Source organism: Flavobacteriaceae bacterium GSB9, assembly GCA_022749295.1.
GTDB lineage: Bacteria > Bacteroidota > Bacteroidia > Flavobacteriales > Flavobacteriaceae > Flavisericum.
Map to the genome: position 1 here is coordinate 2,376,178 of CP062007.1, position 24,067 is coordinate 2,400,244.

Annotated in this window: 22 protein-coding genes and 1 riboswitch; of the genes, 17 read left to right on the top strand and 5 right to left on the bottom strand. The window is 34.9% G+C overall.

The annotated features are described in order from the left end of the window. The first annotated feature begins 133 nt into the window (after nucleotides 1–133). Nucleotides 134–234: riboswitch (TPP riboswitch) on the top strand. A 104-nt stretch (nucleotides 235–338) separates the two neighbouring features. From thiS to GSB9_03330, 9 genes are all read left to right on the top strand, one after another. Continuing rightward, nucleotides 339–542: a sulfur carrier protein ThiS gene (gene thiS, locus GSB9_02083; GenBank protein ID UKM65513.1), complete on the top strand. Its 204-nt coding sequence runs from the start codon at nucleotides 339–341 to the stop codon at nucleotides 540–542. Between the two features lie 23 nt (nucleotides 543–565). Next, entirely contained in the window at nucleotides 566–2,425 is a 1,860-nt protein-coding gene (gene thiC, locus GSB9_02084; protein UKM65514.1) for a phosphomethylpyrimidine synthase ThiC, read from the top strand. 8 nt (nucleotides 2,426–2,433) lie between these two features. Next, complete coding sequence (locus GSB9_02085) at nucleotides 2,434–3,090, top strand: thiamine phosphate synthase (protein UKM65515.1); 657 nt, start codon at nucleotides 2,434–2,436, stop codon at nucleotides 3,088–3,090. Then, nucleotides 3,077–3,844, top strand: coding sequence for a hydroxymethylpyrimidine/phosphomethylpyrimidine kinase (locus GSB9_02086; GenBank protein UKM65516.1), 768 nt, complete (start codon nucleotides 3,077–3,079; stop codon nucleotides 3,842–3,844). The genes GSB9_02085 and GSB9_02086 overlap by 14 nt, the downstream gene beginning before the upstream one ends. 4 nt (nucleotides 3,845–3,848) lie before the next feature. Further along, on the top strand, nucleotides 3,849–4,490 hold the full coding sequence (thiE, locus tag GSB9_02087) for a thiamine phosphate synthase (GenBank protein UKM65517.1): 642 nt from the start codon (nucleotides 3,849–3,851) through the stop codon (nucleotides 4,488–4,490). Between the two features lie 3 nt (nucleotides 4,491–4,493). After that, nucleotides 4,494–5,264: a thiazole synthase gene (locus GSB9_02088; GenBank protein UKM65518.2), complete on the top strand. Its 771-nt coding sequence runs from the start codon at nucleotides 4,494–4,496 to the stop codon at nucleotides 5,262–5,264. Between the two features lie 10 nt (nucleotides 5,265–5,274). Beyond that, on the top strand, nucleotides 5,275–6,390 hold the full coding sequence (gene thiH / locus GSB9_02089) for a 2-iminoacetate synthase ThiH (GenBank protein ID UKM65519.1): 1,116 nt from the start codon (nucleotides 5,275–5,277) through the stop codon (nucleotides 6,388–6,390). Between the two features lie 166 nt (nucleotides 6,391–6,556). Then, nucleotides 6,557–7,198 (top strand): DUF3826 domain-containing protein, encoded by a 642-nt coding sequence (locus GSB9_02090; protein UKM65520.2) that lies wholly within the window; start codon nucleotides 6,557–6,559, stop codon nucleotides 7,196–7,198. Between the two features lie 210 nt (nucleotides 7,199–7,408). After that, nucleotides 7,409–7,714, top strand: a complete 306-nt coding sequence (locus GSB9_03330; GenBank protein UOR30050.1) for a hypothetical protein — start codon at nucleotides 7,409–7,411, stop codon at nucleotides 7,712–7,714. A gap of 7 nt (nucleotides 7,715–7,721) precedes the next feature. Here GSB9_03330 and GSB9_02092 read toward each other — a convergent pair whose 3' ends face one another. Together GSB9_02092 and GSB9_02093 are read right to left on the bottom strand one after the other, a co-directional pair. After that, on the bottom strand, nucleotides 7,722–8,912 hold the full coding sequence (locus tag GSB9_02092) for a succinylglutamate desuccinylase/aspartoacylase family protein (protein UKM65522.1): 1,191 nt from the start codon (nucleotides 8,910–8,912) through the stop codon (nucleotides 7,722–7,724). 52 nt (nucleotides 8,913–8,964) lie between these two features. Beyond that, on the bottom strand, nucleotides 8,965–10,818 hold the full coding sequence (locus GSB9_02093; GenBank protein UKM65523.1) for a CBS domain-containing protein: 1,854 nt from the start codon (nucleotides 10,816–10,818) through the stop codon (nucleotides 8,965–8,967). Nucleotides 10,819–11,007: 189 nt separating this feature from the next. Between GSB9_02093 and rnpA the strand changes: the two genes are divergently transcribed. The 5 genes from rnpA to GSB9_02098 all read left to right on the top strand — a co-directional run bounded on the left by rnpA (nucleotide 11,008) and on the right by GSB9_02098 (nucleotide 16,260). After that, nucleotides 11,008–11,388: a ribonuclease P protein component gene (gene rnpA, locus GSB9_02094; GenBank protein UKM65524.1), complete on the top strand. Its 381-nt coding sequence runs from the start codon at nucleotides 11,008–11,010 to the stop codon at nucleotides 11,386–11,388. A 15-nt stretch (nucleotides 11,389–11,403) separates the two neighbouring features. Beyond that, the gene (locus GSB9_02095; GenBank protein UKM65525.1) at nucleotides 11,404–12,225 is read left to right on the top strand and encodes a DUF4349 domain-containing protein; all 822 of its coding nucleotides are present in this window, start codon (nucleotides 11,404–11,406) and stop codon (nucleotides 12,223–12,225) included. Continuing rightward, nucleotides 12,222–13,862, top strand: a complete 1,641-nt coding sequence (locus GSB9_02096) for a S41 family peptidase (protein ID UKM65526.1) — start codon at nucleotides 12,222–12,224, stop codon at nucleotides 13,860–13,862. The genes GSB9_02095 and GSB9_02096 overlap by 4 nt, the downstream gene beginning before the upstream one ends. 130 nt (nucleotides 13,863–13,992) lie before the next feature. Beyond that, complete coding sequence (locus tag GSB9_02097; protein ID UKM65527.1) at nucleotides 13,993–14,850, top strand: OmpA family protein; 858 nt, start codon at nucleotides 13,993–13,995, stop codon at nucleotides 14,848–14,850. A gap of 6 nt (nucleotides 14,851–14,856) precedes the next feature. Further along, nucleotides 14,857–16,260 carry a T9SS type B sorting domain-containing protein gene (locus GSB9_02098; GenBank protein ID UKM65528.1) on the top strand — a complete coding sequence of 468 codons (1,404 nt, stop codon included), beginning with the start codon at nucleotides 14,857–14,859 and terminating at the stop codon, nucleotides 16,258–16,260. Here GSB9_02098 and GSB9_02099 read toward each other — a convergent pair. The 3 genes from GSB9_02099 to rpiB all read right to left on the bottom strand — a co-directional run bounded on the left by GSB9_02099 (nucleotide 16,257) and on the right by rpiB (nucleotide 18,169). Next, the gene (locus GSB9_02099; GenBank protein ID UKM65529.1) at nucleotides 16,257–16,703 is read right to left on the bottom strand and encodes a GNAT family N-acetyltransferase; all 447 of its coding nucleotides are present in this window, start codon (nucleotides 16,701–16,703) and stop codon (nucleotides 16,257–16,259) included. The two genes, GSB9_02098 and GSB9_02099, sit on opposite strands and share 4 nt — an antisense overlap. A gap of 113 nt (nucleotides 16,704–16,816) precedes the next feature. After that, nucleotides 16,817–17,734 (bottom strand): cation diffusion facilitator family transporter, encoded by a 918-nt coding sequence (locus GSB9_02100; protein ID UKM65530.1) that lies wholly within the window; start codon nucleotides 17,732–17,734, stop codon nucleotides 16,817–16,819. After that, complete coding sequence (gene rpiB / locus GSB9_02101; protein UKM65531.1) at nucleotides 17,735–18,169, bottom strand: ribose 5-phosphate isomerase B; 435 nt, start codon at nucleotides 18,167–18,169, stop codon at nucleotides 17,735–17,737. 555 nt (nucleotides 18,170–18,724) lie between these two features. On the opposite strand from rpiB, the gene GSB9_02102 reads away from it, so the two are divergent. From GSB9_02102 to GSB9_02104, 3 genes are all read left to right on the top strand, one after another. Beyond that, on the top strand, nucleotides 18,725–20,173 hold the full coding sequence (locus GSB9_02102; GenBank protein ID UKM65532.1) for a T9SS type A sorting domain-containing protein: 1,449 nt from the start codon (nucleotides 18,725–18,727) through the stop codon (nucleotides 20,171–20,173). Nucleotides 20,174–20,206: 33 nt separating this feature from the next. Next, a complete protein-coding gene (locus GSB9_02103) occupies nucleotides 20,207–21,514 on the top strand; it encodes a T9SS type A sorting domain-containing protein (GenBank protein ID UKM65533.1) in 1,308 nt (435 codons plus the stop codon). Nucleotides 21,515–21,716: 202 nt separating this feature from the next. Then, the gene (locus tag GSB9_02104; GenBank protein ID UKM65534.1) at nucleotides 21,717–23,957 is read left to right on the top strand and encodes an RNB domain-containing ribonuclease; all 2,241 of its coding nucleotides are present in this window, start codon (nucleotides 21,717–21,719) and stop codon (nucleotides 23,955–23,957) included. Nucleotides 23,958–24,067: the final 110 nt, after the last annotated feature.

Genomic DNA, 24,067 nt, shown 5'->3' on the forward strand with positions numbered 1-24,067 from the left:
GTTTCTTCGTCAGTTCGAGTGATTTTTAAGGAGCGAAAAAATCGTATCGAGAACTTGTTTAATAAAATTTCAATTCACATCATTGTTTACATTAACCCCATGGTCATTCATTTTATTTTTAATACCTTCGCTGTGTAAACTTTAGGGGTGTTCTATCCATTAAATTAGAACTGAGACATACCCTTTGAACCTGATGCGGTTAGTACCGCCGAAGGGAAAAGTTGAATAGTGTATTGCAACATATGCTAGCGCACCTTTTCTTAAATACTTCTAGTCTGGAAGTATCTTTTTCAAAGCTTTATTACCTCTACAGTTTACAATAACTAAATGTATTGTAAATGATAACTATTCACCTTAACGACCGTTCGCTGGATATTGATACCAATACCAATATCATGCAATTACTGCATCAAAATAATTATCCTCAATTGGGTATTGCAGTAGCCATCAATCAACAAATTGTATCTAAAAACCATTGGGGAGACCAACAGCTAAAAGATGGCGATAAAGTATTAATTATTCAAGCAACACAAGGGGGATAATAAAAATTGAAAAAACAGAAATCATGAAAAATAAAGACACAGCACCAAAAGAAGGTCAGATTACCAGACAGCCCTTTCCAAATTCTAAAAAGATTTACATACCAGGAAAAATCCACCCACAGATTAAAGTAGCCATGCGTGAAATTTCTTTGAGTGATACCAAAGATTCTATGACCGGTAAAGTAACCCCAAACGAACCTGTAACGGTTTATGATACGTCGGGACCTTATACCGACCCAAATAAAAACATAAATGTACATAACGGTATTGAACGCATACGTGAGCAATGGATTTTAGATCGTGGTGATGTTGAACAATTAAATAGTTTTTCATCAAAATATTGCAACGAACGCCTAAACGACTCGAGTTTAGACCACATGCGTTTTGCGCATCTTAAAAAACCCTTACGCGCTAAAAAAGGGAAGAACGTTACTCAATTACATTACGCTAAACAAGGGATTATTACTCCAGAGATGGAATACATAGCTATTCGTGAAAACCAACGTATCGATGAAATGACCGAGATAAGAAAACAACATCCGGGTCAGGATTTCGGGGCGTCTATTCCTAATAAAATCACTCCGGAATTTGTTCGTAAAGAAGTGGCTCGCGGACGTGCTGTTATTCCATCAAATATCAACCACCCGGAAGCTGAACCCATGATTTTAGGTCGAAACTTTTTAGTGAAAATCAATGCCAATATAGGTAACTCGGCTACAACATCGTCTATTGAAGAAGAAGTTGAAAAAGCCGTTTGGGCATGTCGTTGGGGTGCCGATAACATTATGGATTTATCTACCGGGCAAAACATTCATGAAACCCGAGAGTGGATTATTCGTAACTCACCAGTACCTGTTGGAACGGTACCTATTTATCAGGCTTTAGAAAAGGTAAATGGCGTGGCCGAAGACTTAACCTGGGACATTTTCCGCGACACCCTTATTGAACAAGCCGAGCAAGGGGTGGATTATTTTACCATTCACGCCGGTGTCTTGTTACGCTATGTACCAATGACCGCAAAACGCGTTACGGGAATTGTATCTCGCGGAGGTTCCATTATGGCGAAGTGGTGTTTGGCCCATCACAAAGAGAGTTTCTTATATACCCATTTTGAAGAAATTTGTGAGATTATGAAGTCCTACGATGTGGCCTTCTCATTAGGTGATGGTTTACGTCCGGGTTCGGTAGCCGATGCCAACGACGAAGCCCAATTTGCCGAACTGGAAACTCTAGGAGAATTAACACAAATTGCTCGTAAACATGAGGTACAGTGCTTTATCGAAGGTCCTGGTCACGTACCGATGCACATGATTAAAGAAAACATGGAAAAGCAAATCGAGGTGTGCGACGAAGCTCCATTCTATACTTTAGGTCCGTTAACCACCGATATTGCTCCAGGTTACGACCATATAACCTCAGGCATTGGTGCTGCTATGATTGGTTGGTATGGTTGTGCCATGCTGTGCTATGTAACACCAAAAGAGCACTTAGGTTTACCAAATAAAGAAGATGTTAGGGTAGGTGTGGTTACTTACAAACTAGCAGCTCATGCAGCCGATTTAGCCAAAGGACACCCAGGTGCTCAGCATCGCGATAACGCCTTAAGTATGGCACGTTTCGAGTTTCGTTGGGAAGATCAGTTTAACCTTGGGTTAGATCCCGAACGGGCGCGTGAGTATCACGATGAAACCTTACCTGCTGCCGGGGCCAAAATAGCACATTTCTGTTCGATGTGCGGACCGAAATTCTGTTCGATGAAGATTTCACAGGAAGTTCGTGACTTTGCCAAAGAAAATGAAATTGTGGAAAATGAAGTGATTCAAAAAGGCATGGAAGAGAAATCGAAGGAATTTAAAGATAAAGGTTCTGAAGTCTATTTATAAAAACGGAAATGGTCATTCTAATTGCTCCAGAACGTGATATTAAAAATGAAATTGAAATCCTTCACGAGTTATTTCGTGAAGGGTTACAATACTATCATTTGCGAAAACCACATAAGGATTATAAAGCGTATTTTGAGTATTTAGAACAAATCGATTCGCAATATCATAACAGAATAGTGGTTCATCATTTTCATGAGCTCGTAGAAGATTACATGCTTAAAGGTATTCATTTTCAAGAAGTGAAACGGCGAGAGGCTTCATTAGACACATTAAAACACATGAGAAGACAAAAAAACATTAGTATCAGTAGTTCGTTTCATTCATCAGAAGACTTAGAAGCATCAGCATTTGAATTCGATTACCATTTGCTAAGTCCTGTATTTTCGTCCATCTCAAAACAAGGTTATCTAGGTCGAGGTTTCGATGTGAATCACATTAACAAAACAATCATCGGCATGGGTGGTGTAAGCACTAAAAACCTTAATGACTTTGATAGGTTGGGCTATAAAGGTGTCGGGGTTTTAGGTGGTATTTGGCAAAGTAAAACACCTGTTGAAAATTTTAAAATCATAAAATGTCATTTCGATCGGAGTCCAGACATCCAGCAACCCGAGAGCCCTTTAAACAAATTCAGCATGACAAATAAAAAGTATGCAAAACGATAAAAATTACATATTAAGCATAGCGGGTTTCGACCCGAGTAGTGGCGCGGGAATCACTCAGGATATTAAAACCTTTGAAGCTCATAGCCTCTATGGTTTATCGGTTTGTACAGCGATTACCATTCAGAATGATACCGATTTCAAACAGTGTATTTGGACAAGCCCTGAAATGATTTTAGCTCAGATAGAAACCCTTTTTGAACGATTTGATATTTCGGTAGTTAAAATTGGAATCATTCAATCTTGGGACACGTTATTGCTTGTACTAGATAAACTGCACCAATTAAATAGCAATATTAAAATTGTGTTAGACCCTATTTTTAAAGCATCTGCAGGTTTCGATTTTCATTCAACCGATAATCAAGATACACTCGATAACGTCTGGAAGCTATGCCATATTATCACGCCTAATTACGATGAAATTAAAAACCTGTATCCCTATTTAAGTATTGAAGATACTATCGAACGTTTAAGTGCTTTAACCCATATTTATTTAAAAGGGGGACATAGAGCTGACAAAAAAGGTTGGGACACATTGTACTATAATCGAATTGTTCAGGTGAATATGCCACCACAAATTCAAAATGTTTTTGAAAAACACGGCAGTGGTTGTGTGTTATCTTCAGCTTTAGCGGCTAATATCGCTTTAGAATTACCCTTGGAAGATGCCTGTAAATACGCCAAACATTATACCGAACAGTTTTTAAATTCAAATCCTAGTCTGCTCGGTTACCACAATTATCCAATAAAAAAATAACACGATGAACATCCCTAAATTACATTATATATCGCAGGGCAACACACCTGAAGACCACTTAAAAAATATTCAAAAGGCCTGTACGTACGGTGCCGAACTGGTGCAACTTCGGCTTAAAGACGCGCCTGAAGACATCATCTTGAAAACCGCCGAAAAAGCACGGGATGTCACCTCACATTTTCAAACACGATTAATTATAAATGACCATTATAAAATAACCAAAGCTGTTAATGCCGATGGTGTTCACTTAGGTAAAAGCGATGCTTGCCCTACCATTGCCCGTGCGTATTTAGGTAAATGGTTTATGGTTGGGGGCACAGCCAACAGCCTTGACGATTGTAAAAAACTAATTGATAAAAACGTCGATTATATTGGTTTGGGTCCGTTTAGATTTACTACAACCAAAGCCAATTTAAGTCCGATTTTAGGTTTGGAAGGCTACCAAAACATAATCAAAGCATTACACACACAAACGCCCATTATCGCTATCGGCGGCATTGTAGAAAACTATATAAAAAACCTTTTAGATACCGGTGTTCACGGCATCGCCATGTCTGGAGCCATTACTCAAAACTTCAATACCATTTCAACCCTTAACAGATTGTTGAAGGCATCCGTAGTACACGAACAAAAACATACTTTTTAAATGATGAACAATACACTAACTATAGCAGATAAAACCTTTCAATCACGATTATTTACAGGTACGGGAAAATTCAGCTCCAACCAACTTATGGCCGATGCCATTTTAGCCTCTGAAAGTGAATTGGTAACCGTAGCGTTAAAACGGGTCGATGTCGATAACGAACAAGACAATATGTTGCAAAGCATCAAGCTCCCCCATATTAACTTACTACCCAACACTTCTGGTGTTCGCGATGCCAAAGAAGCTATTTTCGCCGCACAACTAGCTCGAGAAGCTCTGGAAACGAACTGGATAAAACTGGAAATTCACCCAGACCCAAAATATTTATTGCCCGACCCGATTGAAACTTTAAAAGCAGCAGAAGAACTCGTAAAATTGGGCTTTGTGGTGATGCCATACATTCATGCCGATCCGGTTTTATGCAAGCGATTAGAAGATGTCGGCACGCAATGCGTTATGCCTTTAGGCGCACCAATTGGTACAAATAAAGGCCTAAAAACCTCAGATTTTTTAGAAATCATTATCGACCAAAGTAATGTTCCTGTTATTGTCGATGCCGGTATTGGCAGTCCGTCGCATGCCGCTCACGCTATGGAATTGGGTGCCGATGCCGTTTTGGTTAATACCGCTATTGCTGTATCGCAAAACCCTATAACCATGGCAAAAGCTGTTAAAATGGCTGTTGAAGCTGGTCGTATGGCATTCAATGCCAAACTTGCTATGGTAAAACAACACGCCGAAGCTAGTAGTCCATTAACCGATTTCTTAAACTAAAAACCTTTTTATGAATACCTCATTTAAAAATCTGCTTAATACGTACGATTGGGAAGATACACTAGCGAGCATCAACACTAAAACCACTGAAGATGTTGTGCTTGCCCTCTCTAAAAACAAACGTGATTTAGAAGATTTTAAAGCCTTGGTTTCACCTGCCGCCAAACCTTATTTAGAGCAGATGGCTCAATTAAGTAGTCGTATCACAAAAAAACGCTTTGGTAATACAATTCAAATGTACGTACCTATGTACTTATCTAACGAATGTCAAAACATTTGTACCTACTGCGGCTTTAGTATGACCAATAAAATTCCGCGTCGCACCTTAACCGATGCCGAAATTTTAAAAGAGGTCCGCTTCTTAAAAGCTAAAGGTTACAATCATATTTTACTGGTTACCGGTGAGGCCAATAAAACGGTTGGTGTACCTTATATAAAAAATGCTATGGAATTGATAAAAAACCAATTTTCGAATATCACCATAGAGGTTCAGCCTCTGGACCAAGAAGATTATGAAACATTAATTGAAGCCAATCTATATGCTGTTTTAGTGTATCAGGAGACCTATAATAGAGCTGAATATAAAAAACACCATCCGAAAGGAAAAAAATCGAATTTCGATTACCGTTTAGAAACACCCGACCGGTTGGGCAGAGCAGGCATTCATAAAATAGGCATAGGCGCTTTATTTGGTTTAGAAAACTGGCGTGGCGATAGTTTTTTTACAGCTTTGCATTTAAAATATCTTCAAAAGACCTATTGGAAAACCAAATATTCTATTTCCTTTCCGCGATTGCGCCCACATAGTGGCGGTTTAGAACCCAAAGTAGAAATGACCGATAGGGATTTGGTACAGGCCATTTGCGCCTTTAGGTTATTGGATGAAGATGTTGAACTCTCGATGAGCACACGCGAAAGTGAAACCTTTAGAAATCATATTGTAAACTTAGGCGTGACATCGTTAAGCGCCGAATCAAAAACCAATCCGGGTGGTTATGTGGTGGAACCACAATCGTTAGAACAGTTTGAAATATCTGATGAGCGCTCAACCGAAGTCATTGCAAAAATGCTACAGGACAACGGTCTGGAACCTGTTTGGAAAGATTGGGAACACAATTGGCAGTAACATAAATCCATTCTGAAAAGGCGTTTCGTTTCAAAAAGAATTCCGAGTTTACAATCAAGATGTTTTCCCTATAGAATTTTGAGATTACAACCGTTTTAATATACCTTTAAGGGTTCAAAATATAATTCAACTATTAAAAATGCTAAATCCACAACACCTAAAAAACATGAATCATTTAAAACTGGGGTTAATTGTACTCTTTCTAAGTGCAAATCTGGGCTTTTCACAAGCTAAAAAAGATGCTGATTTAACAGAAAAAGCAAGCGAATGGGTTAAGGATTTGAACCTAGATAATACCTCTAAGGAGCAATCCGTTACCGATATTATCGCTACACACTTAACTGCAGTTAGACATTGGCATAATAACCACCCTTTTGAAACGGTACCTGCTGGAATAAACCCTAAAACAGGTGAAAAATTATCTGATTTAGACCGTTCGATTATCGCCGATTCGGCCATGCCGAGTAGTGTTCATGATAATTTGATGTCTGGACTTAGAGGCCATTTAACTGAAGAGCAGGTAGAAGCTATTCTGGATAAATATACTATTGGTAAAGTCACTTTTACCATGAAAGCTTATCGTGAAATTGTAACCGATATGACACCAAAAGAAGATGCTGAGCTTTTAAAGAACTTAAAAGAAGCACGAGAAATTGCGGTAGATTTTAAACAAATGAAACAGATATCGGCCATTTTTGAAATTTATAAAACCAAAAACGAACAATACTTAAATAACAATGGCCGCAGTTGGAGACAATTGTATAAAGATTATGTAAAACGGCTTAGGGCTATGAAAAAGAAGAATTAATGACGCCTTGAGAGTTTAATGGAAAATACAACCTTTAAAATTGTTTCTAAAAACAAACAGATAACTAATTTTAAAAATGTTCTTTTTATTATTGGCTTCCTATGTTCAGTTTTGCCTTTTTTTATCAAAAATTATGAAGTCCTGTCTTTTTTTGGATTGATTATAATATTTATTGGTGCATTGTTCGCTTTGTTTTCATCAAAAAATTGTTTGATAATTAACAATGAATTTGTTGAATTTGAATCAAAAAGTATAGTATCCGAATTCAACAAATTTATTAGAATTCGCTTTAGTGATATTGAAAGAGCGGTTTTTTTAAAGAGACAGTTTCTAATATTTGGTGGTCGAAGTCCAATTGCTGATGCCGATGCCCAAACTTTGTACAATGAAAATAGAATTGTGTTTCTATTGAAAAATGGGCAAAGTCAAACGGTGTTTCAAACGGGTAAACTAAAAGAGTTTAAAGAAGCCCATTCGTTAATTCAAGAAAAGCTGGAAAACAGTTCGGTTAGTTAATGCTATTTTAATACCAAGGTTCTTTTTTATACATAGACGTTTTAGCAACACGTTCTCGGTTATTCAGCCTTAAATGCGTTTTAGTAATTTGACGACTTCTGTAACCCAATAAATGAAATAAAGCTTTAGCAAAATACTTAGCAACATTTAAATTTACCTGTAAAACACCTTCATTTTTATCAACCCATGTAATACCTGGTAAAATTGCTAAAAAGCTATCTGTTTTTAATCGTCTTAAAATGGCCGATAATTTCAAGAAAAAAGAATTTATAGGTCTTATAATAAAAAAGCCTTCAGCGCCCTTTTTTTGGTACAGTGGCATAAAAATACTTCCTTTATAAGGCGATGTAATATTGAAATCGTTACTTATGGCTAAAGGCACTCCTTTTTTAATCCTTTCGAAGCTTTTAAAACCATTTAGCATTTTAAAGTTTTCGTTTGGCTTTATTTTATAGGTGTAAACAATCTCAAAAACATCAAAAGTTTGTTGGGCTTGCCGCTTGAGTTGTTCGTAATGTTTTGAAAAATCTAAAATTGAATCTTTTTCTACAGCTCCTGAAAATACCAATGCTAAATTTACAAAGGCAATATGATTTATTATTGATGAAAAATCGTCGTGTTGACCAGACTCAAACCCAAGTGAAACATAACCCAATTGATTGATGTAACTTAAAAGTGGCCCTGTTAAATATTCCTCTATACCTAAAACAATAGGTACAGGAAATTGCTGAGAAAATTTTCTGTTTATTAACGCATCGTTAATGGTTATAAAAGGTAAGGTCTTACTCGAAGTGGTATGTAAATCGATAAAATAAAATGGGGGATTGTTATTTTTTAAAATGTCTTTTAAAAGTTCCAAAAGTTCCAAAAGTTCAGACTCATCTGCATATAAGTCCTTTTTTAGTTTAATGAGCTCGATATTGGCCTTCGTCCAAAGCCGGTTTAAATCTTGTTTAATGTATCGTTTCTGTTTTCTTAGCGCTTGTAAATTACCTGAAATACCATACACTGTTCCTTTTACATGGGCCGAGTTTAAACCGTATAAAACTTCTTTTAAAGCAAATACACCCGAATTTTCATTACCGTGTATTCCTCCAAAAAACACCACGGTTGGGCCCGGTTGTGCACCCTTAATTTTACCTATTATTCTATCGATTTTTAAACTTTTATTTAAAGCTTTACTGTATAAATCTATCATAATTGGATTTTGGTAATTTTTACAATGGTATATTACACACTTAAAAGATGAGTTAGTGCAAATCGTTTTTTGTAATCAATCCTATTAGCTTTTTATTTTTAACCACAGGAAGGCAGCCAATAGCATGCTCATCCATTAAACTTTTAGCGGTTTCCAAAGGTGTATATTCATCTGTAGTAATGAGTTCGGTCTTCATTAGTTTTGAAACGCTGTAATATTGTGACTCGGGATTATTTAAATGGGTTTCCACATCATGCCAAGTTAATAAACCAACCAAGGTGCTATCATTATTTATTACGGGCATGTGGTGAATATTTTTCCATTTCATGATTTGCAGCACCAGTTCTATGCTGTCCTTTTTGTTCACCGAAAAAATATCTGAACTCATGGCGTGTTTCACCACCTTGTTTTTTATAAAGTCTCCATTCTCATTAGCATTTAACATGCTCCAACTGGAAATGGGATAACCTTTTTCTTGTTTTTTAAAAATGTTGGCGGTTAGAATTTGCATGGCTTCAAAACGGCCATGGTTTTTCAGCAAGCTTCTATAATTTATAGATAACCACTCCGATCCGTTGTAGCCTTCTACCCTATCCTTTATAACTTTTAAATACTTTTCGGCATCTTTTGGGGCTATACCATGACGATATAAACCCTTGTAGGCCATGGGAAGCAACTCATCCAAAATAAGATTTTGGCATGAGATATACTTGCCATTCCAGTAAAACTGAGTGGCTTTACCGTATCGGGCGGCGTTAAAGAAATTAGTTTTTACATCTTTAAAGTCCCATTTTTTATGGATGTTTTCGTATTGTATTGGTTTGCCCAACATGACACCTACCCAAAACATCATATTGGCTATTTCGTCGGTGGTTGTTGGCCCAGAGGGCAGGTATCTATTTTCAATTCTTAAATTTGGTTTGCCATTGCTAGTCCCATAGCAAACCCTATTCCAAGGATATACAGTGCCATTGTGTAAACTAAGCGCTCGTAATTTAGGTGTTTCGTTGTTTTTTATCATCTCAACACTATCTTTAGTGAAATTGGTAGTTAAAAAACTTCTAAACCTGGAAATGTTGTTTTTAAAAATATCGGAAATTGAACCTGTTTGCCAAGCACTACCAAAACTAACGCGCGATTGTTTTTCGTTTAACAAATATGAATTTGCTCGTGTATCGATACTTTGGGTGAACAATGCAATTCTTGTTTCCATCCAAAGTTCTTTACCAAACAAAATTGGCGAGTTTGTACAAACACTTAAAATTGGTCCAGCAATGGCCTGAGCCCAATTATAATCATCCACAAAGTTCTTAGGGTTAAGTTGTAAATGCATTTGAAAACTGGTATTACAACTTTCTAACATTACCGAATCGTGCAGCAAATTAAGTTCATCAACACCCTTTATATGAATATCGAAACTTTTGCGTCTGCTTTTTTTAATGGCATCGTTTAAAACTGAATACCGCTCCACAGCGGTCATTCTTTTTTCGTCTACATCATTCACCGAAATTGAAGGTAAAATACCGGTTAAAATAAGCTTGATGCTTTTTTGGGACGCCACTTTTCTGGCTTTATCCAATAAAGCATCAAGTTGTTGATGAAGTCTTGAAAAACAGTCTGTTTTAAGTTGGAAAGTATCCAGATTGACTTCTAGATTATAGCTGCCCATTTCGGTGGTAAAATGGTCATCATTAATAGCTTCAAGCAGTTCTAACGATTTGCTTTCAGGTAAAAACTCCTCGTTAACAAGGCAAAACTCCTGTTCGGCTCCTATACGCAAAGGCTCCTCTTCTATCAGCTCCTTTTCAACCAGCATATCTAAAGCCTTGATATCGTTCAATAAATGATGGATGTAATTCGCTCTCTCTTTTTTGGTCTTTAATTTGGCTACATTCAAATCTCCCATATCCAAACAATTTATTTTTGAACTTAAACTACAATTTATATCTGAACCAAGAAAGGTTTAAATATTCCAAAGTCGATTTTTAAATTTTAAAAAATTAATTTACCGTTATTTAAACATTTTTAAAATGACTTTTATCATGTAGCAAAAACCAAAATTGTTATTGCTATTTTTGCTCTTATAACGTTTTGTATGAAGGCATCCTATTCAAAAAAAGAAAAGCTGAAAAGTAAAAAACTCATTGACCAATTGTTTACAGAGGGGCAATCGGTTTCTGTATTTCCGTTACGTTTGGTATTTTTAAAAACCGTTTTTGATGATGATTCTTTGGCCAAAACAGGCGTTTCAGTAAGCAAACGCAATTTTAAAACTGCCGTTGACAGAAACCATATAAAGCGTTTACTAAGAGAAGTTTATCGATTAAATAAAGCCGAGTATTTTAACAATTTAAAAACACAACATGCGTTTATGATTTTGTACATTGGCAAAGACAAACCCACTTTTGCCCAAGTTGAATCTAAAATGACCCTATTGTTTTCCAAGTTTTTGAGTAAACTTTCTGACGATAAATAATAAAAATGCAAACACATGAAGCTACTGTCTTATGTATTGGTTTTAATGCTTCCCATGATGTGCTCAAAAGCACCGTCAAATGATAAAGATTCGTCGGTTGGATATGCCGAATCTGCCGTACTAGAAAGTGTTGAAGAAGCTTCAGCCACTAACGGCGATATGTCCATTCGTTACGAAACAACACCACAAAAAATAATAAAGACCTCTTTTCTTCGATTTGAAACCCAAGATTTAGATAAAACCTATAGCCAAATAAAAAAGGCTGTTCAGGACAACAAAGGGTTTATACAAGATGATAATTCACGTAAATCGTATAATACCATTACCCGCAGTTTGGTTATCCGAATACCTACCACAAACTTTCAAGAAACTTTAGATGCGGTTAGCGAACATGTAGCGTATTTTGACTCAGAACGCATTTCTGCTGAAGATGTTACCGAAGAATTTATTGATTTAGAAGCCCGTTTAAAGGCCAAAAAAACTTTAGAACAACGTTACTTAAGTCTTTTGGATAAAGCCAAAAACGTAAAAGAAATTTTAGAAATAGAACGTGAACTCTCAAACATTCGCGAAGAAATAGAAGCCAAGCAAGGCCGTTTAAATTATCTACAAAACAAAGTATCGTTAAGTACTCTAGAAATTGAATTTTATAAATTAACCTCCGAGGCACCTGTGACCAAATCGTACGGTACCAAAATGTGGAATGCCATAAAAGCTGGTTTTAACGGAATCTCCATATTTTTCTTAGGGCTTCTGCATATTTGGCCTTTTATTGTTATTCTTGCAGTAGGTGGGCTTTTAATACGTAAACGGTGGATTAAAAAACATAAAAAATGAAAGTTTTATTTAAAAAAAGAATATTAATACCTGTATTGGCCGGGGCTATTTTTTTCGGTACAACGGCCTTTAAAAACGATTTTTTTGAGATTGCCAAACAGATTGAAATTTTCACAACATTGTTTAAAGAACTCAACATGAACTATGTTGATGAAACCAATCCGGCAGATTTAATGGATACCGCCATTAAAAGTATGCTGGAAAATTTAGACCCCTACACTAACTTTATGAACGAACAAGATGTAGAGGCCGCAAGAATCAACAACACTGGAGATTATACGGGCATAGGTGCCAAAATACAAACCCTAAAAGACAAATTAATTGTTGTTGAGCCTTATAAAGATTACCCTGCAGACAAAGCTGGATTGAAGGCTGGCGATGAAATTATAAAAGTAGGCAATACCGTTGTGGCCAACTACAAAGAAAACGCTGGCGAATTGCTTAAAGGATCGCCTGACACATCGGTAGAGGTTACTTATAAACGTCAAGGAAAAACACAAACAGCCACTATAAATCGTGCTGAAGTTGAAATAAAAGCCGTACCACATTTTTCAATGATTAACGATAAAACAGGCTATATTGTTTTAAGTCGTTTTAGCCGAAAAGCCTATGTAGAAACCAACTATGCGCTTCGCGATTTAAAGGCACAAGGTGCCCAAAGAATAATTTTAGATTTACGAGGAAACCCTGGTGGTTTGGTAAATGAGGCCATAAATATTATTAATCTTTTTGTTCCAAAAGGACAGTTGGTAGTTACCACAAAATCAAAAGTTAAGAAGTACAACCGTACTTATCTTACCCAACGCGAACCAATAGATACTGAAATTCCGGTGGTTATTTTAATTGACGAAAAAAGCGCCTCTGCAAGCGAAATTGTATCGGGTGCTTTGCAAGATTTAGACCGTGCCGTTATTGTTGGGGCACGCAGTTTTGGTAAAGGTTTGGTACAGCGCCCAAAACAGCTCACGTATGGTACTCAGGTAAAAATAACCATTTCGAGATACTATACCCCTTCTGGCAGATGTATTCAAGCCTTGGATTATTGGAACAGAAACGAAAAAGGTGAGGCTGTTAAAATAGACCAAAAAAACTACCACGAGTTTAAAACCAAAAACGGAAGAAAAGTTTTTGATGGTGGTGGCGTTTATCCAGATGTGCCCATGGGAACTTATAAAACATCGCCCATTACAACAGCTATTGTAAACAATAATTTAGTTTTCAATTACGCTACTCAATATCATTATAAACATCAAATTGAGAATATTGATGGTTTTGAACTTACAAACAAAGATTTTTCAGATTTTAAAAACTATTTAAAAACCAATAATTTTTCGTTTGAAACCGATACCGAAAAAGCGCTTAAAAAAGCCTTTGAAACAGCGAAAAAAGAAGAACTTAACGACGATATAGAAACTGATTATAAAACTTTAATTGCCAACTTAGAACAATCTAAAAAAACGGTGGTTGATGAAAATAAAGATTTCCTTTTAAAACTGCTCACCGAAGAAATAGTAAAACGTTATGTTTATCGCGAAGGACTTTATGAATACTATAAAACACACAACCCCGAAATAAAAAAAGCAACCGAAATTTTAGGCAACCCATCCATATACAACAATTATTTGCAAAAATTATAGCTTACTGAAATAAAATTACATCGAAACCAAAACAACACATTCAAGCTATAAAACGCCCTTCTTTAATGCTTTCTGGCATGGTTTTCGATTAAAAAATGGTATATTTATTCACTATTTCTATTATCCTACTATGCGTAAATTATTGGTAATAATACTATTAACTTTAAGTGGCGCTTATGCTTTTTCGCAAAGCGAACTAAAACACGAAGTATATTTTGATACCGATAAATTTATAGTGCCTCCCACTGAAGAAAACCGCTTGTTGCTGTTTATTTCTAAATTGGCGGATATGGATATTGAATCCATTTCTATTTTTGGTTTTTGTGATGACAGAGGTGCAGATACCTACAACCTAAAACTATCGCAACAACGTGCCGATGCCATAAAGGCCATTTTTGCTAATAATGAAATTAATGAAGACCTAATTTCTAATGTCGATGGAAAAGGTAAAATTCTATTAAAGCTCGTTGAAGAAAAAGACCTTTTAAAAATTAGAGGTTTAAACCGAAAAGTTGAAATTATAGTTAAACCCAAACCGCCAAAACCTAAAAAGCCGATTGTTGAAAAAGCACCAGAAACTCCAAAAGAAAAAACTGCAGTAGACCTTATAAACGAAAGTGCTGTAGGCGATAAAATTGTTTTTAAAAATATTTTATTTAAAACAGGATATGCCACTGTTATGCCAGGTTCTAAAAAAACATTAGAATCTATTGCTAAAGCCTTAGTTGAGCGTGATGATATTTATTTTACCATTCAGGGCCATGTATGCTGCACCCAGTTTACCAGAGATGCTGTAGATAGGCGCACAAAAAAGCGTAACCTATCTGAAGCCCGTGCAAAATATGTTTACGATTATTTTGCCAAAAAGGGAGTAGATAAAAAACGCATGCGACACTTAGGAATGCGTAGAAAATTTCCATTGGGCGGCGATCCAAAATTTGACAGACGAGTAGAAATTGTTATTACCTATGTTGGCAATGCCAACTAAGCGCTTATGCCCCACAGAATAATTTTTATAGTTAGCTTTTGTTTGATAAGCTTTAAAAGCTTCTGTCAAAACACTTATATCCCAGATGCTAATTTCGAGCAAACTTTAATTAACTTAGGCTATGATACTCTTCCAATCGATAATAGCGTTCCAACAGAAAATATCAACAAAATAACAAACTTGTACCTTTTAGATAAAGGTATTTCAGACCTAACGGGAATTGAAGACTTTAAAGCATTAACCAATTTAGATTGTTCATTTAATAAGTTAACAAACATAGATGTTAGCAGTAACCTAAATTTAACAGAACTGTACTGCAACGATAACTTGTTAACTAACATCAATATTTCTAAAAACCTTAATTTAATACGTTTATGGTGTTTTAAAAACAAGCTCACAAATCTAGATATTAGTAATAATGATAATCTCATTTCACTGCGGTGCGAAGATAATCTGCTAAATAGTTTACATGTTACAAACCTTAAAAAATTGAACGTACTGACTTTTGAACGCAACTATATATCTTCTATTGATGTTTCTAACAATACTATTTTAAATCGTTTAGAATGTGGTCAGAATTTATTGGAATCTTTAAATGTTGAAGCCAATACCAATCTATCCTATTTAAGTTGTGAGGAAAACCAGCTTAAAGTATTAAATGTAAACAACAACAACAGATTAGGGATTTTAATTTGTGCCAATAATCAAATTTCAAAACTAAATATTTCAAAAAACACCAAACTAACCAATTTAGATGCTCGTTATAATGACCTTTGCCAATTAAACTTAAAAAATGGCAATAACAGCAATATGTTTCCATTAAATTTTAGTGATAATCCTAATTTAAATTGTGTTGTTGTTGATAACCCTAATGCCAACCACACAACCTGGGAACCTACATCATTCAAAAATTATGTTGACAAAATTGAAGATTGTAGTAATTTTATTTACGTCGATAATTTACAGGATTATACCGGTAAAGGTTATACATTGCCAACACTTTCCAACGGACATTATTTTTCAGAACCCAATGGTAACGGTACGCCTTTAAATCCAGGTGATTACATTACTACTTCGCAAACTATATATATTTACAACCAAACCGCATGTTTTAGTAACGAAAGCAGTTTTAATGTTTTAATTACTGAATCTGACTTTTTTGTTCCAAAATATTTTACACCAAATAACGATAGTAATAATGATGTTTGGAAAGTTACCGATAATACCAACATAATAAACAATATTACTATTTATGACCGCCACGGTAAATTGATAAAATTTTTAGCTTCAAATTCCAATGGTTGGGACGGTACATTTAATGGCCAATTGTTACCTACCGATAGTTATTGGTATGTGATTGTATTAAATACAAAAGAAATAATAAAGGGTCATTTTGCATTAAAACGCTAAAACGAACCAAACATGGCAACATGCGGAATGCCATCTTCAAGGTACTCCTCGCCTACCGCTTTAAATCCTAATTGATTATAAAATTGTTTTAAATAACATTGCGCCGATATTTTTATCAACGTTATATTAAATTGATGTTTTAAAGCTACAATTGAAGCTTCCATAAGCTGTTGGCCGTAATGGTGATGCCTTTCGTTTTTACTTACCACTACCCTACCAATACTAGCCTCTTTAAAATAGTCGCCCGGTTTAAAAATTCGGGTGTAACCAATTAGTTTATTGTTTTTAACCCCTAAAACATGAAGTGCTTTTTGGTCTTTTCCGTCAATATCTTGATATACACAATCTTGTTCAACCACAAATACTTCGCTGCGTAGTTGCAGTAACTCATATAATTCTTGTTTGGTGAGTTCTTCGAAAGATTTAACTGTAGTGGTTAACATGATAGATAAAATAAAAGTTAAGCTATTTTAATCGGATGTGATAAATCGTATTAATACAATGTGATGTCTCCTAGCTTCAACTTGACAAAAACTAAAAATTTTTAAAAGACAAATCAATCTTGAACAATCACGCCCTTATCATCATTTTTATTAAACTCAGGTTGAATGGTAACATGGTTGATGTTAAACTGTTCGTGCAAAACATTTTCTATTTCATCTAAAACGGCATCAAATTCAGTAACCGTTAAATCTTCAATCAAATCCAGGTGGGCTTCCAAATGCAGCTCATTATCGCTTAAATTCCAAATATGAACGTGGTGCAATTTTTTTACTTTTTGAAGTTTATTCACGGTCTCTACCACCTCTTCAATATTAATGTGACCAGGAGTAAACAGCATAATCATTTTAGTAGATGTTTTTAACAAATCATAACCCACAAAAATCAAATAAAACGCAATTAAAAAAGTAAGTACACTATCGACCCAAAACAGTTGTAAATATTTCATTAAAAGACCGCCAATAAGAACGGCAATACTGGCCAACATATCGGTTAACAGGTGCAAATAAGCACTGCGCATATTAATATTGTTGTTGGCTTCTTTTTTAAGCAGCAGTACACTTAATCCGTTGGCCACAATCCCCAACAGCGATAGCCAAATAACTAATCCAAATTTAATGGTTTCTGGATTTTGGAAACGTTTTACCGCTTCAATAATCAATAAAATAGCAATGATTATTAAAGTAGAAGCATTTACAAAAGCTGCTAAAATTTCGGCACGTTTATACCCAAATGTTCTATGTAGTGAGGCTTCTTTTTTTGCTAATTTATTGGCTGCATAACTTACAATTAAAGATAAAACATCGCTAAAATTATGCAGGGCATCACTTAATAATGCCAAACTACCAGAAACTAAACCACCTACCACTTGAGAAGCTGTAATAAGGATGTTGAGCAATATTGATATTAAAAGGTTTCTACCTTTTAAATCTGAATGGCTATGATTATGGCTATGCGAATGGCTGTGCCCCATTTAACAAGATACTGGCATTTTATCAATTCTGTTTTGGTGGCGCCCACCTTCAAAATCGGTCGTTAAGAAAACATCAACCATTTCAACGGCTTGCTGTATGGCTGTAAATCGGGCAGGAATACACAAAATATTGGCATTATTATGACTACGAATTAAATGTACAATTTCTTTGTTCCAGCATAAACCAGCACGTATTTTTTGGTGTTTATTGGCCGTCATGGCTACACCATTGGCACTTCCACAAATTAAAATACCGTAATCGGCCGCTTTGTTTTCAACATCTTTGGCTACAGGGTGTACAAAATCAGCGTAATCTACGCTATCATTACTATCTGTGCCATGGTTTTGCACGCTATATCCTTTAGCTTCAAGGTGCTTAACTATGGCTTTTTTATAGTCGGTTCCGGCATGGTCGTTACCTATTGAAATATTCATTATTTTAAAATTAAGTTCGCTTTATACAAAGGTAACAATTATTAACATTGTGGACGGATGTATTCATTACTTGTTAATAAGTGTTGATAGTTTTGTAAAATTAAAATTGGGATTATTCAATAATTTTTTCAAACAAAAACAGCGGCTTAATATCCAAATTTTTAATTCATTATTTCTTGAGATGTTTTCAGACTAAAATGTAATGGATATAAACATCTATTTTAAAAAAGTTATGAGTTATAAACCGTTAATTTGAGTTGTTAACAACTGTGTATTAAAATTTGAAATCTATTCTAAATTAACCTTTTAAAATAATTCTCCATGTTAATTACCTTTTAACAGAACGTAAATTTAATGTAATCAAAATAAAACTTAAAAAAGTTATTCCAGATATTAACAGCCTATAATAACCATCATTTTATTTTTTAAAATTTTAAAAGAAATAGATATTATAATATATAATGTGGATAAGTTTAGTTTTTAGGTTGATTGTAAGATTTTTTCATCTTTTGTATTTATATTTCGTAACATTGTAGGAAATGATACATTTATAAAATGAAAAAAAATTTACTATTTATTTTAATCCCTTTATTGAGTTTTGGTCAAGTGAAAATTGGCCAAGATATAGATGGTGAAGCAGCCGGAGATGGTTCTGGAAGAATAGCTTTGTCTGCTGATGGTGAAATTATAGCTATTGGTGCATCAAGTAATGATGGTAATGGAGAAAATTCAGGTCATGTACGAATTTATAGAAATGAATCTGGAAATTGGTTACAGATAGGAGAGGATATAGATGGTGAAGCGGCAGGGGATCTAGCAGGTCCAGTTGCCTTATCTTCTGATGGAAGTATTGTAGCCATAGGAGCTTCCAGAAATAATGGAAATGGAGAGTGGTCTGGTCATGTACGCGTATTTAAAAATATAAATGATACATGGAAACAAATAGGTCAAGATATCAATGGAGAAGCAGCGGAGGATCGATCTGGGAGTGCTATAGCTTTATCTTCTAATGGAAATATTGTAGCTATTGGAGCAACTGACAATGGTGGAGATTTGTCAGGCCATGTTCGTGTATTTCAAAATATAAATGAAACATGGACGCAAATAGGTCAAAGTATTAAAGGAGAAGGCCTTTTTGATCATTTTGGTTATGCTGTTTCTTTATCTGCTGACGGGCATAGATTAGCTGCTAGTTCTCAACGTAATTCTAATAGTAGAGGTCGTGTAAAAGTTTTTGAATATCAAACAGGATATTGGTATCAAATAGGTCAGAATTTAGAAGGTGAGGCAGAACCGGATCAATTTGGAACAAGCATATCTATGTCTGAAGATGGTAATACCATTGCAATAGGCGCTCCTTTAAATGATGACTATGCCGCTAGATCTGGTCATGTTAGGATTTATGAGTATCAAACATGGCAATGGGTTCAAATAGGTCAAGATATTAATGGAGAAGCTGCTTATGATGGCTCTGGACAAAGTGTCTCTTTATCATCCGATGGTAAAACTGTTGCAATAGGTTCTTGGCGGAATGATGATAATGGTGTTGATGCTGGTCAGGTGCGCATTTACAAAAATGATAATGGCAATTGGGTAAAAAAAGGATTAGATATTGAAGGAGAAGCTGCGGGAGATTGGTTTGGGGTTTATTTAGCATTGTCTTCCGATGCTAGCATTGTGGCAATTTCAGCTTCTCGTAACGATGGCGTGAATGGTGAAGGTTCGGGCCATGTTCGTGTTTACGATTTAACGGCCGTTTTATCTACAGAAAGTTTTAAACAGAATTATTTTTCATTTTATCCCAACCCAGTAAAAAATGTTTTAAACATCCAATTAAACAATGGTTTAGTGTTAAAACAAGTCAACATTTACAATATCCAAAGCCAATATTTATATTCAGTTAAAACAAAAACGATAGACTCAGAAAACTTAAAAAGCGGTGTTTATTTTGTTGAAGTGGAAACCAACAAAGGAAAATCGGCTCAAAAAATTGTGGTTGAGTAATAAATGCATTAGCAATAATTAAAAGTTTTCAAAATGAAAAACAATTACCTACTCGTTATTATATTATTTATTAGTCATTTACTAACCGCCCAACAAACTTACGTACCCGATGATAACTTTGAACAATTTTTAATTGATGTAGGGGTAGATGATGTATTGGATAATTATGTACTTACTGAAAATATTTCAGCAGTAAAAAAAATAAATATTAATAATAAGGAAATTAGAGACTTAACTGGTATTGAAGATTTTACAGCTTTAGAAATATTATATTGTTCATCTAATCAAATATCTAATATAGATGTTAGTAAAAATGAGTCGTTAATAAAGTTAAGTTGTTCAAGTAATCAAATAAGGACCTTAAATGTTAGTGCAAATATTGCTCTGACCGAGTTGTATTGTGATAGTAATGTTAACCTAGAAAATTTAGACGTTAGTACAAACCAATCTCTAACCATCTTAAGTTGTTCTTATAATATGAATTTAAGTAGTTTGGATGCTAGTTCATGTTATAATTTAAAAAAACTGTACTGTCATTCTAATAATAATCTTAGCAATTTAAATGTTAGCGGTAATAGCACTTTAGAAGAGCTATATTGCCATAGTAACAATTTAACAATCTTAGATATAAGCTCGTGCCCTGCTTTAAATGTATTGCATTGTTATTGGAACAACATAGCAACTTTAGATTTAAGTAACTGTAAAACTCTAATAACTTTATTTTGTTCTTCTAATAATTTAACAAGTTTAGATTTGAGTTTTAACAGTGATTTAAAGATCTTAGATTGTTCAGTCAATAATTTGAGTAGTTTAAATTTAATTGCTAATAGTAATCTAGAAAAGTTAGCTTGTGTTTCTAACAATTTAAGCAATTTGGACATTGGCTCAAATACATTTTTAATTGAGTTGTATTGTAATAATAATGGTTTAAATAGTCTAAATATTAAAAATGGAAACAATACCAATTTAAATGCCTTTAATGCTACTTCCAACCTAAATCTAGAATGCATTGAAGTAGATGATGGCAGTTATATGGATACCAATTGGTCATCAGGAAAAGATGCAACCGCCAGCTTTAGCGAAAATTGTGAAAACTTAGGTGTTGTTAATTTAACTGAAAATAGTTTTTTAATACACCCTAACCCCGTAAACGACGTTTTAAACATCGAATTAAACAATGGTTTAGAACTAAAACAAGTCAATATTTACAATATCCAAGGGCAGTATTTATTTTCGTCTAGAACCAAAAAGGTCAACACAAAAAGCTTAAAAAGCGGTGTTTATTTTATGGATGTGGAAACCAGTAAAGGTAAGTCTGCAAAAAAAATTGTGGTGGAGTAATTATCTTTTTAAAATTAAAATAAGATAGGCTTTCATTTATTTGAAAGTCTTTTTTTTTATAATTTAATCTTAACAAAACTTAGGTTTAACATATAAATTGTAGTTTTGTAAAAACAAATAGCAAATTCTTCGCCTTAATTATAGCTATTTAATAACCGAATTTCAATTAACTTTAGGAATTCAATTAAGATTACAAAAATTAATGAGTAAAAAGAAAAAAGGGAAATCCATAAAAAAAGGCATTTCCAATCTTACAAATACCATTCTTGGTATTTTAAAAAAAGAAAGAAACCAAGCTTTTAATTATAAACAAATTGCGGCCAAATTAGGTGTTAACGATGCCAGTAGCCGTAACCAGATTATTAAAACCCTAGCCAAACTTGCAGCTAAACAAGAGATAGAACAGGTTGACAGAGGTAAGTTTAAAGCGGTAGTAACTGCCGAATACCATGTTGGTATTTTAGATTTATCGGCGCGTGGTTCTGGCTATGTTATTTCAAAAGATTTCGATGAAGATATTTATATTGCATCGAATAATATCAACAAAGCCTTAGAAGGTGACGAAGTAGAATTTTACGTGTACAAACGCCGAAAGCGTGGACGTATGGAGGGTGAAATTACCAATATTATAAAACGTGCCAAATCGGAGTATGTAGGGGTAATCCAAATGCAGAAAAACAAAAATTTTGCCTTTGTTATTCCAGATAGTACCAAAATGTACACAGATATTTTTGTACCCATCAATAAAACATTAAAAGCTGAAGATGGTGATAAAGTACTGGTAAAACTGGAAGATTGGCCCGAAAAAGCCGATTCACCTTACGGAAACGTAATAAAAGTACTTGGAAAACCTGGCGAACACCATACCGAAATACATGCTATTTTAGCTGAATATGGATTACCACACGAATTTCCATACGATGTTGAGGAATATGCCAATAATTTAGATACTTTAATTACAAAGGAGGAAATTGCTAAACGTCGTGATATGCGACAGGACCTATCCTTCACCATCGACCCTAAAGATGCTAAGGATTTTGACGATGCGTTGTCATTTAAGGTTTTGGAAAACGGACTTTACGAAATTGGAATACATATTGCCGATGTATCGCATTACGTAAAAGAAGGCACCGTTTTGGATAATGAAGCCTATGAACGTGCTACATCCATTTATTTGGTAGACCGCGTAGTACCTATGCTTCCTGAAGTATTATCGAATAACGCCTGTTCATTGCGACCCCATGAAGAGAAATATACTTTTTCGGCGGTGTTTCAACTAAACGATAAAGCAGAAATTAAAAACCAATGGTTTGGAAGAACTGTTACCTTTAGCGATGCCCGGTTCGCTTATGAAGAAGCCCAAGCGATTATTGAAAACAACCCTAAATTTATCATTCCTACAAAGGCTGGAATCTCATCCATCAATTCTGAAATTCCACAAGCCGTTTCATTAACCGAAAAGGCATATAAAACCAAACCAGAAATAGCCCAAGCCGTTTTGGTACTTGATAGACTCGCTAAAATCATGCGAAAAAAGCGTATGTCTAGTGGCGCCATTTCGTTTGATAAGGTAGAAGTAAAATTTAATTTAGACGAAAATAACAACCCAGAGGGCGTGTATTTTAAAACCAGTAAAGATGCCAATAAGCTCATTGAAGAATTCATGTTATTGGCCAATAAAAAAGTAGCTGAATTTATTGGAAAACAATCGCCAAAAAAGACCTTCGTGTACCGTGTTCACGACGAACCTGACGATAGTAAACTAGCTAGCTTACAGAATGTAGTGGGTCGTTTTGGATACAAACTAAACTTTAAGGATCGTAAAACCACTTCAGCATCGCTTAATAATTTATTAAAGGAAGTGGTGGGTAAAAAAGAACAAAATTTGGTTGATACTTTGACTATACGAAGCATGAGTAAAGCCGAATATACCACGCACAACATTGGTCATTATGGTTTAGCATTCGATTATTACAGTCATTTTACATCGCCCATTCGTCGTTATCCCGATGTGATGGCGCACAGATTATTACAGCATTATTTAGATGGTGGTAAAAGTGCTAACGAGGCTACCTATGAAGAAAAATGTCAACACTCCAGTAATATGGAAATGCTGGCCACCAAAGCCGAACGTGATTCTATTAAATACATGCAAATCCGTTTTATGGAAGACCACAAAGACCAAGAGTTTTTGGGCGTTATATCAGGTGTTACCGATTGGGGTATTTACGTGGAAATTATTGAAAATAAATGTGAGGGCATGGTAAGTGTGCGCGATATGACCGATGACCATTATGCGTTTGATCAAGATTTATACGCTATGGTAGGCCGTAATACCAAAACCATGTACCAATTGGGTGAAGAGGTCATAGTAAAAGTAAAAAATACAGATTTAGTTAAAAAACACCTTGATTTTAATTTGGTTGGAAAGCCAGAGGGTTGATTTTTTTTGTAATGCTGAACTCGTTTCAGCATCTCATGTTGTTTCTAAAACACCATTTTATTATGAGACCCTTAAAAGAATTCAGGGAGACAATCGATATTTCTATTGAT

Bases quoted from the DNA above. Each gene is read 5' to 3' on its own strand.
- GSB9_02103 (UKM65533.1), top strand. From the start codon at position 20,207: ATGAAAAACAATTACCTACTCGTTATTATATTATTTATTAGTCATTTA.
- GSB9_02102 (UKM65532.1), top strand. From the start codon at position 18,725: ATGAAAAAAAATTTACTATTTATTTTAATCCCTTTATTGAGTTTTGGT.
- thiC (UKM65514.1), top strand. From the start codon at position 566: ATGAAAAATAAAGACACAGCACCAAAAGAAGGTCAGATTACCAGACAG.
- GSB9_02096 (UKM65526.1), top strand. From the start codon at position 12,222: ATGAAAGTTTTATTTAAAAAAAGAATATTAATACCTGTATTGGCCGGG.
- thiS (UKM65513.1), top strand. From the start codon at position 339: ATGATAACTATTCACCTTAACGACCGTTCGCTGGATATTGATACCAAT.
- GSB9_02098 (UKM65528.1), top strand. From the start codon at position 14,857: ATGCCCCACAGAATAATTTTTATAGTTAGCTTTTGTTTGATAAGCTTT.
- GSB9_02088 (UKM65518.2), top strand. From the start codon at position 4,494: ATGAACAATACACTAACTATAGCAGATAAAACCTTTCAATCACGATTA.
- GSB9_02095 (UKM65525.1), top strand. From the start codon at position 11,404: ATGAAGCTACTGTCTTATGTATTGGTTTTAATGCTTCCCATGATGTGC.
- GSB9_02090 (UKM65520.2), top strand. From the start codon at position 6,557: ATGAATCATTTAAAACTGGGGTTAATTGTACTCTTTCTAAGTGCAAAT.
- rpiB (UKM65531.1), bottom strand. From the start codon at position 18,169: ATGAATATTTCAATAGGTAACGACCATGCCGGAACCGACTATAAAAAA.
- GSB9_02092 (UKM65522.1), bottom strand. From the start codon at position 8,912: ATGATAGATTTATACAGTAAAGCTTTAAATAAAAGTTTAAAAATCGAT.
- GSB9_02093 (UKM65523.1), bottom strand. From the start codon at position 10,818: ATGGGAGATTTGAATGTAGCCAAATTAAAGACCAAAAAAGAGAGAGCG.
- rnpA (UKM65524.1), top strand. From the start codon at position 11,008: ATGAAGGCATCCTATTCAAAAAAAGAAAAGCTGAAAAGTAAAAAACTC.
- GSB9_02100 (UKM65530.1), bottom strand. From the start codon at position 17,734: ATGGGGCACAGCCATTCGCATAGCCATAATCATAGCCATTCAGATTTA.
- GSB9_02097 (UKM65527.1), top strand. From the start codon at position 13,993: ATGCGTAAATTATTGGTAATAATACTATTAACTTTAAGTGGCGCTTAT.
- GSB9_02099 (UKM65529.1), bottom strand. From the start codon at position 16,703: ATGTTAACCACTACAGTTAAATCTTTCGAAGAACTCACCAAACAAGAA.
- GSB9_02085 (UKM65515.1), top strand. From the start codon at position 2,434: ATGGTCATTCTAATTGCTCCAGAACGTGATATTAAAAATGAAATTGAA.
- thiE (UKM65517.1), top strand. From the start codon at position 3,849: ATGAACATCCCTAAATTACATTATATATCGCAGGGCAACACACCTGAA.
- thiH (UKM65519.1), top strand. From the start codon at position 5,275: ATGAATACCTCATTTAAAAATCTGCTTAATACGTACGATTGGGAAGAT.
- GSB9_02104 (UKM65534.1), top strand. From the start codon at position 21,717: ATGAGTAAAAAGAAAAAAGGGAAATCCATAAAAAAAGGCATTTCCAAT.
- GSB9_02086 (UKM65516.1), top strand. From the start codon at position 3,077: ATGCAAAACGATAAAAATTACATATTAAGCATAGCGGGTTTCGACCCG.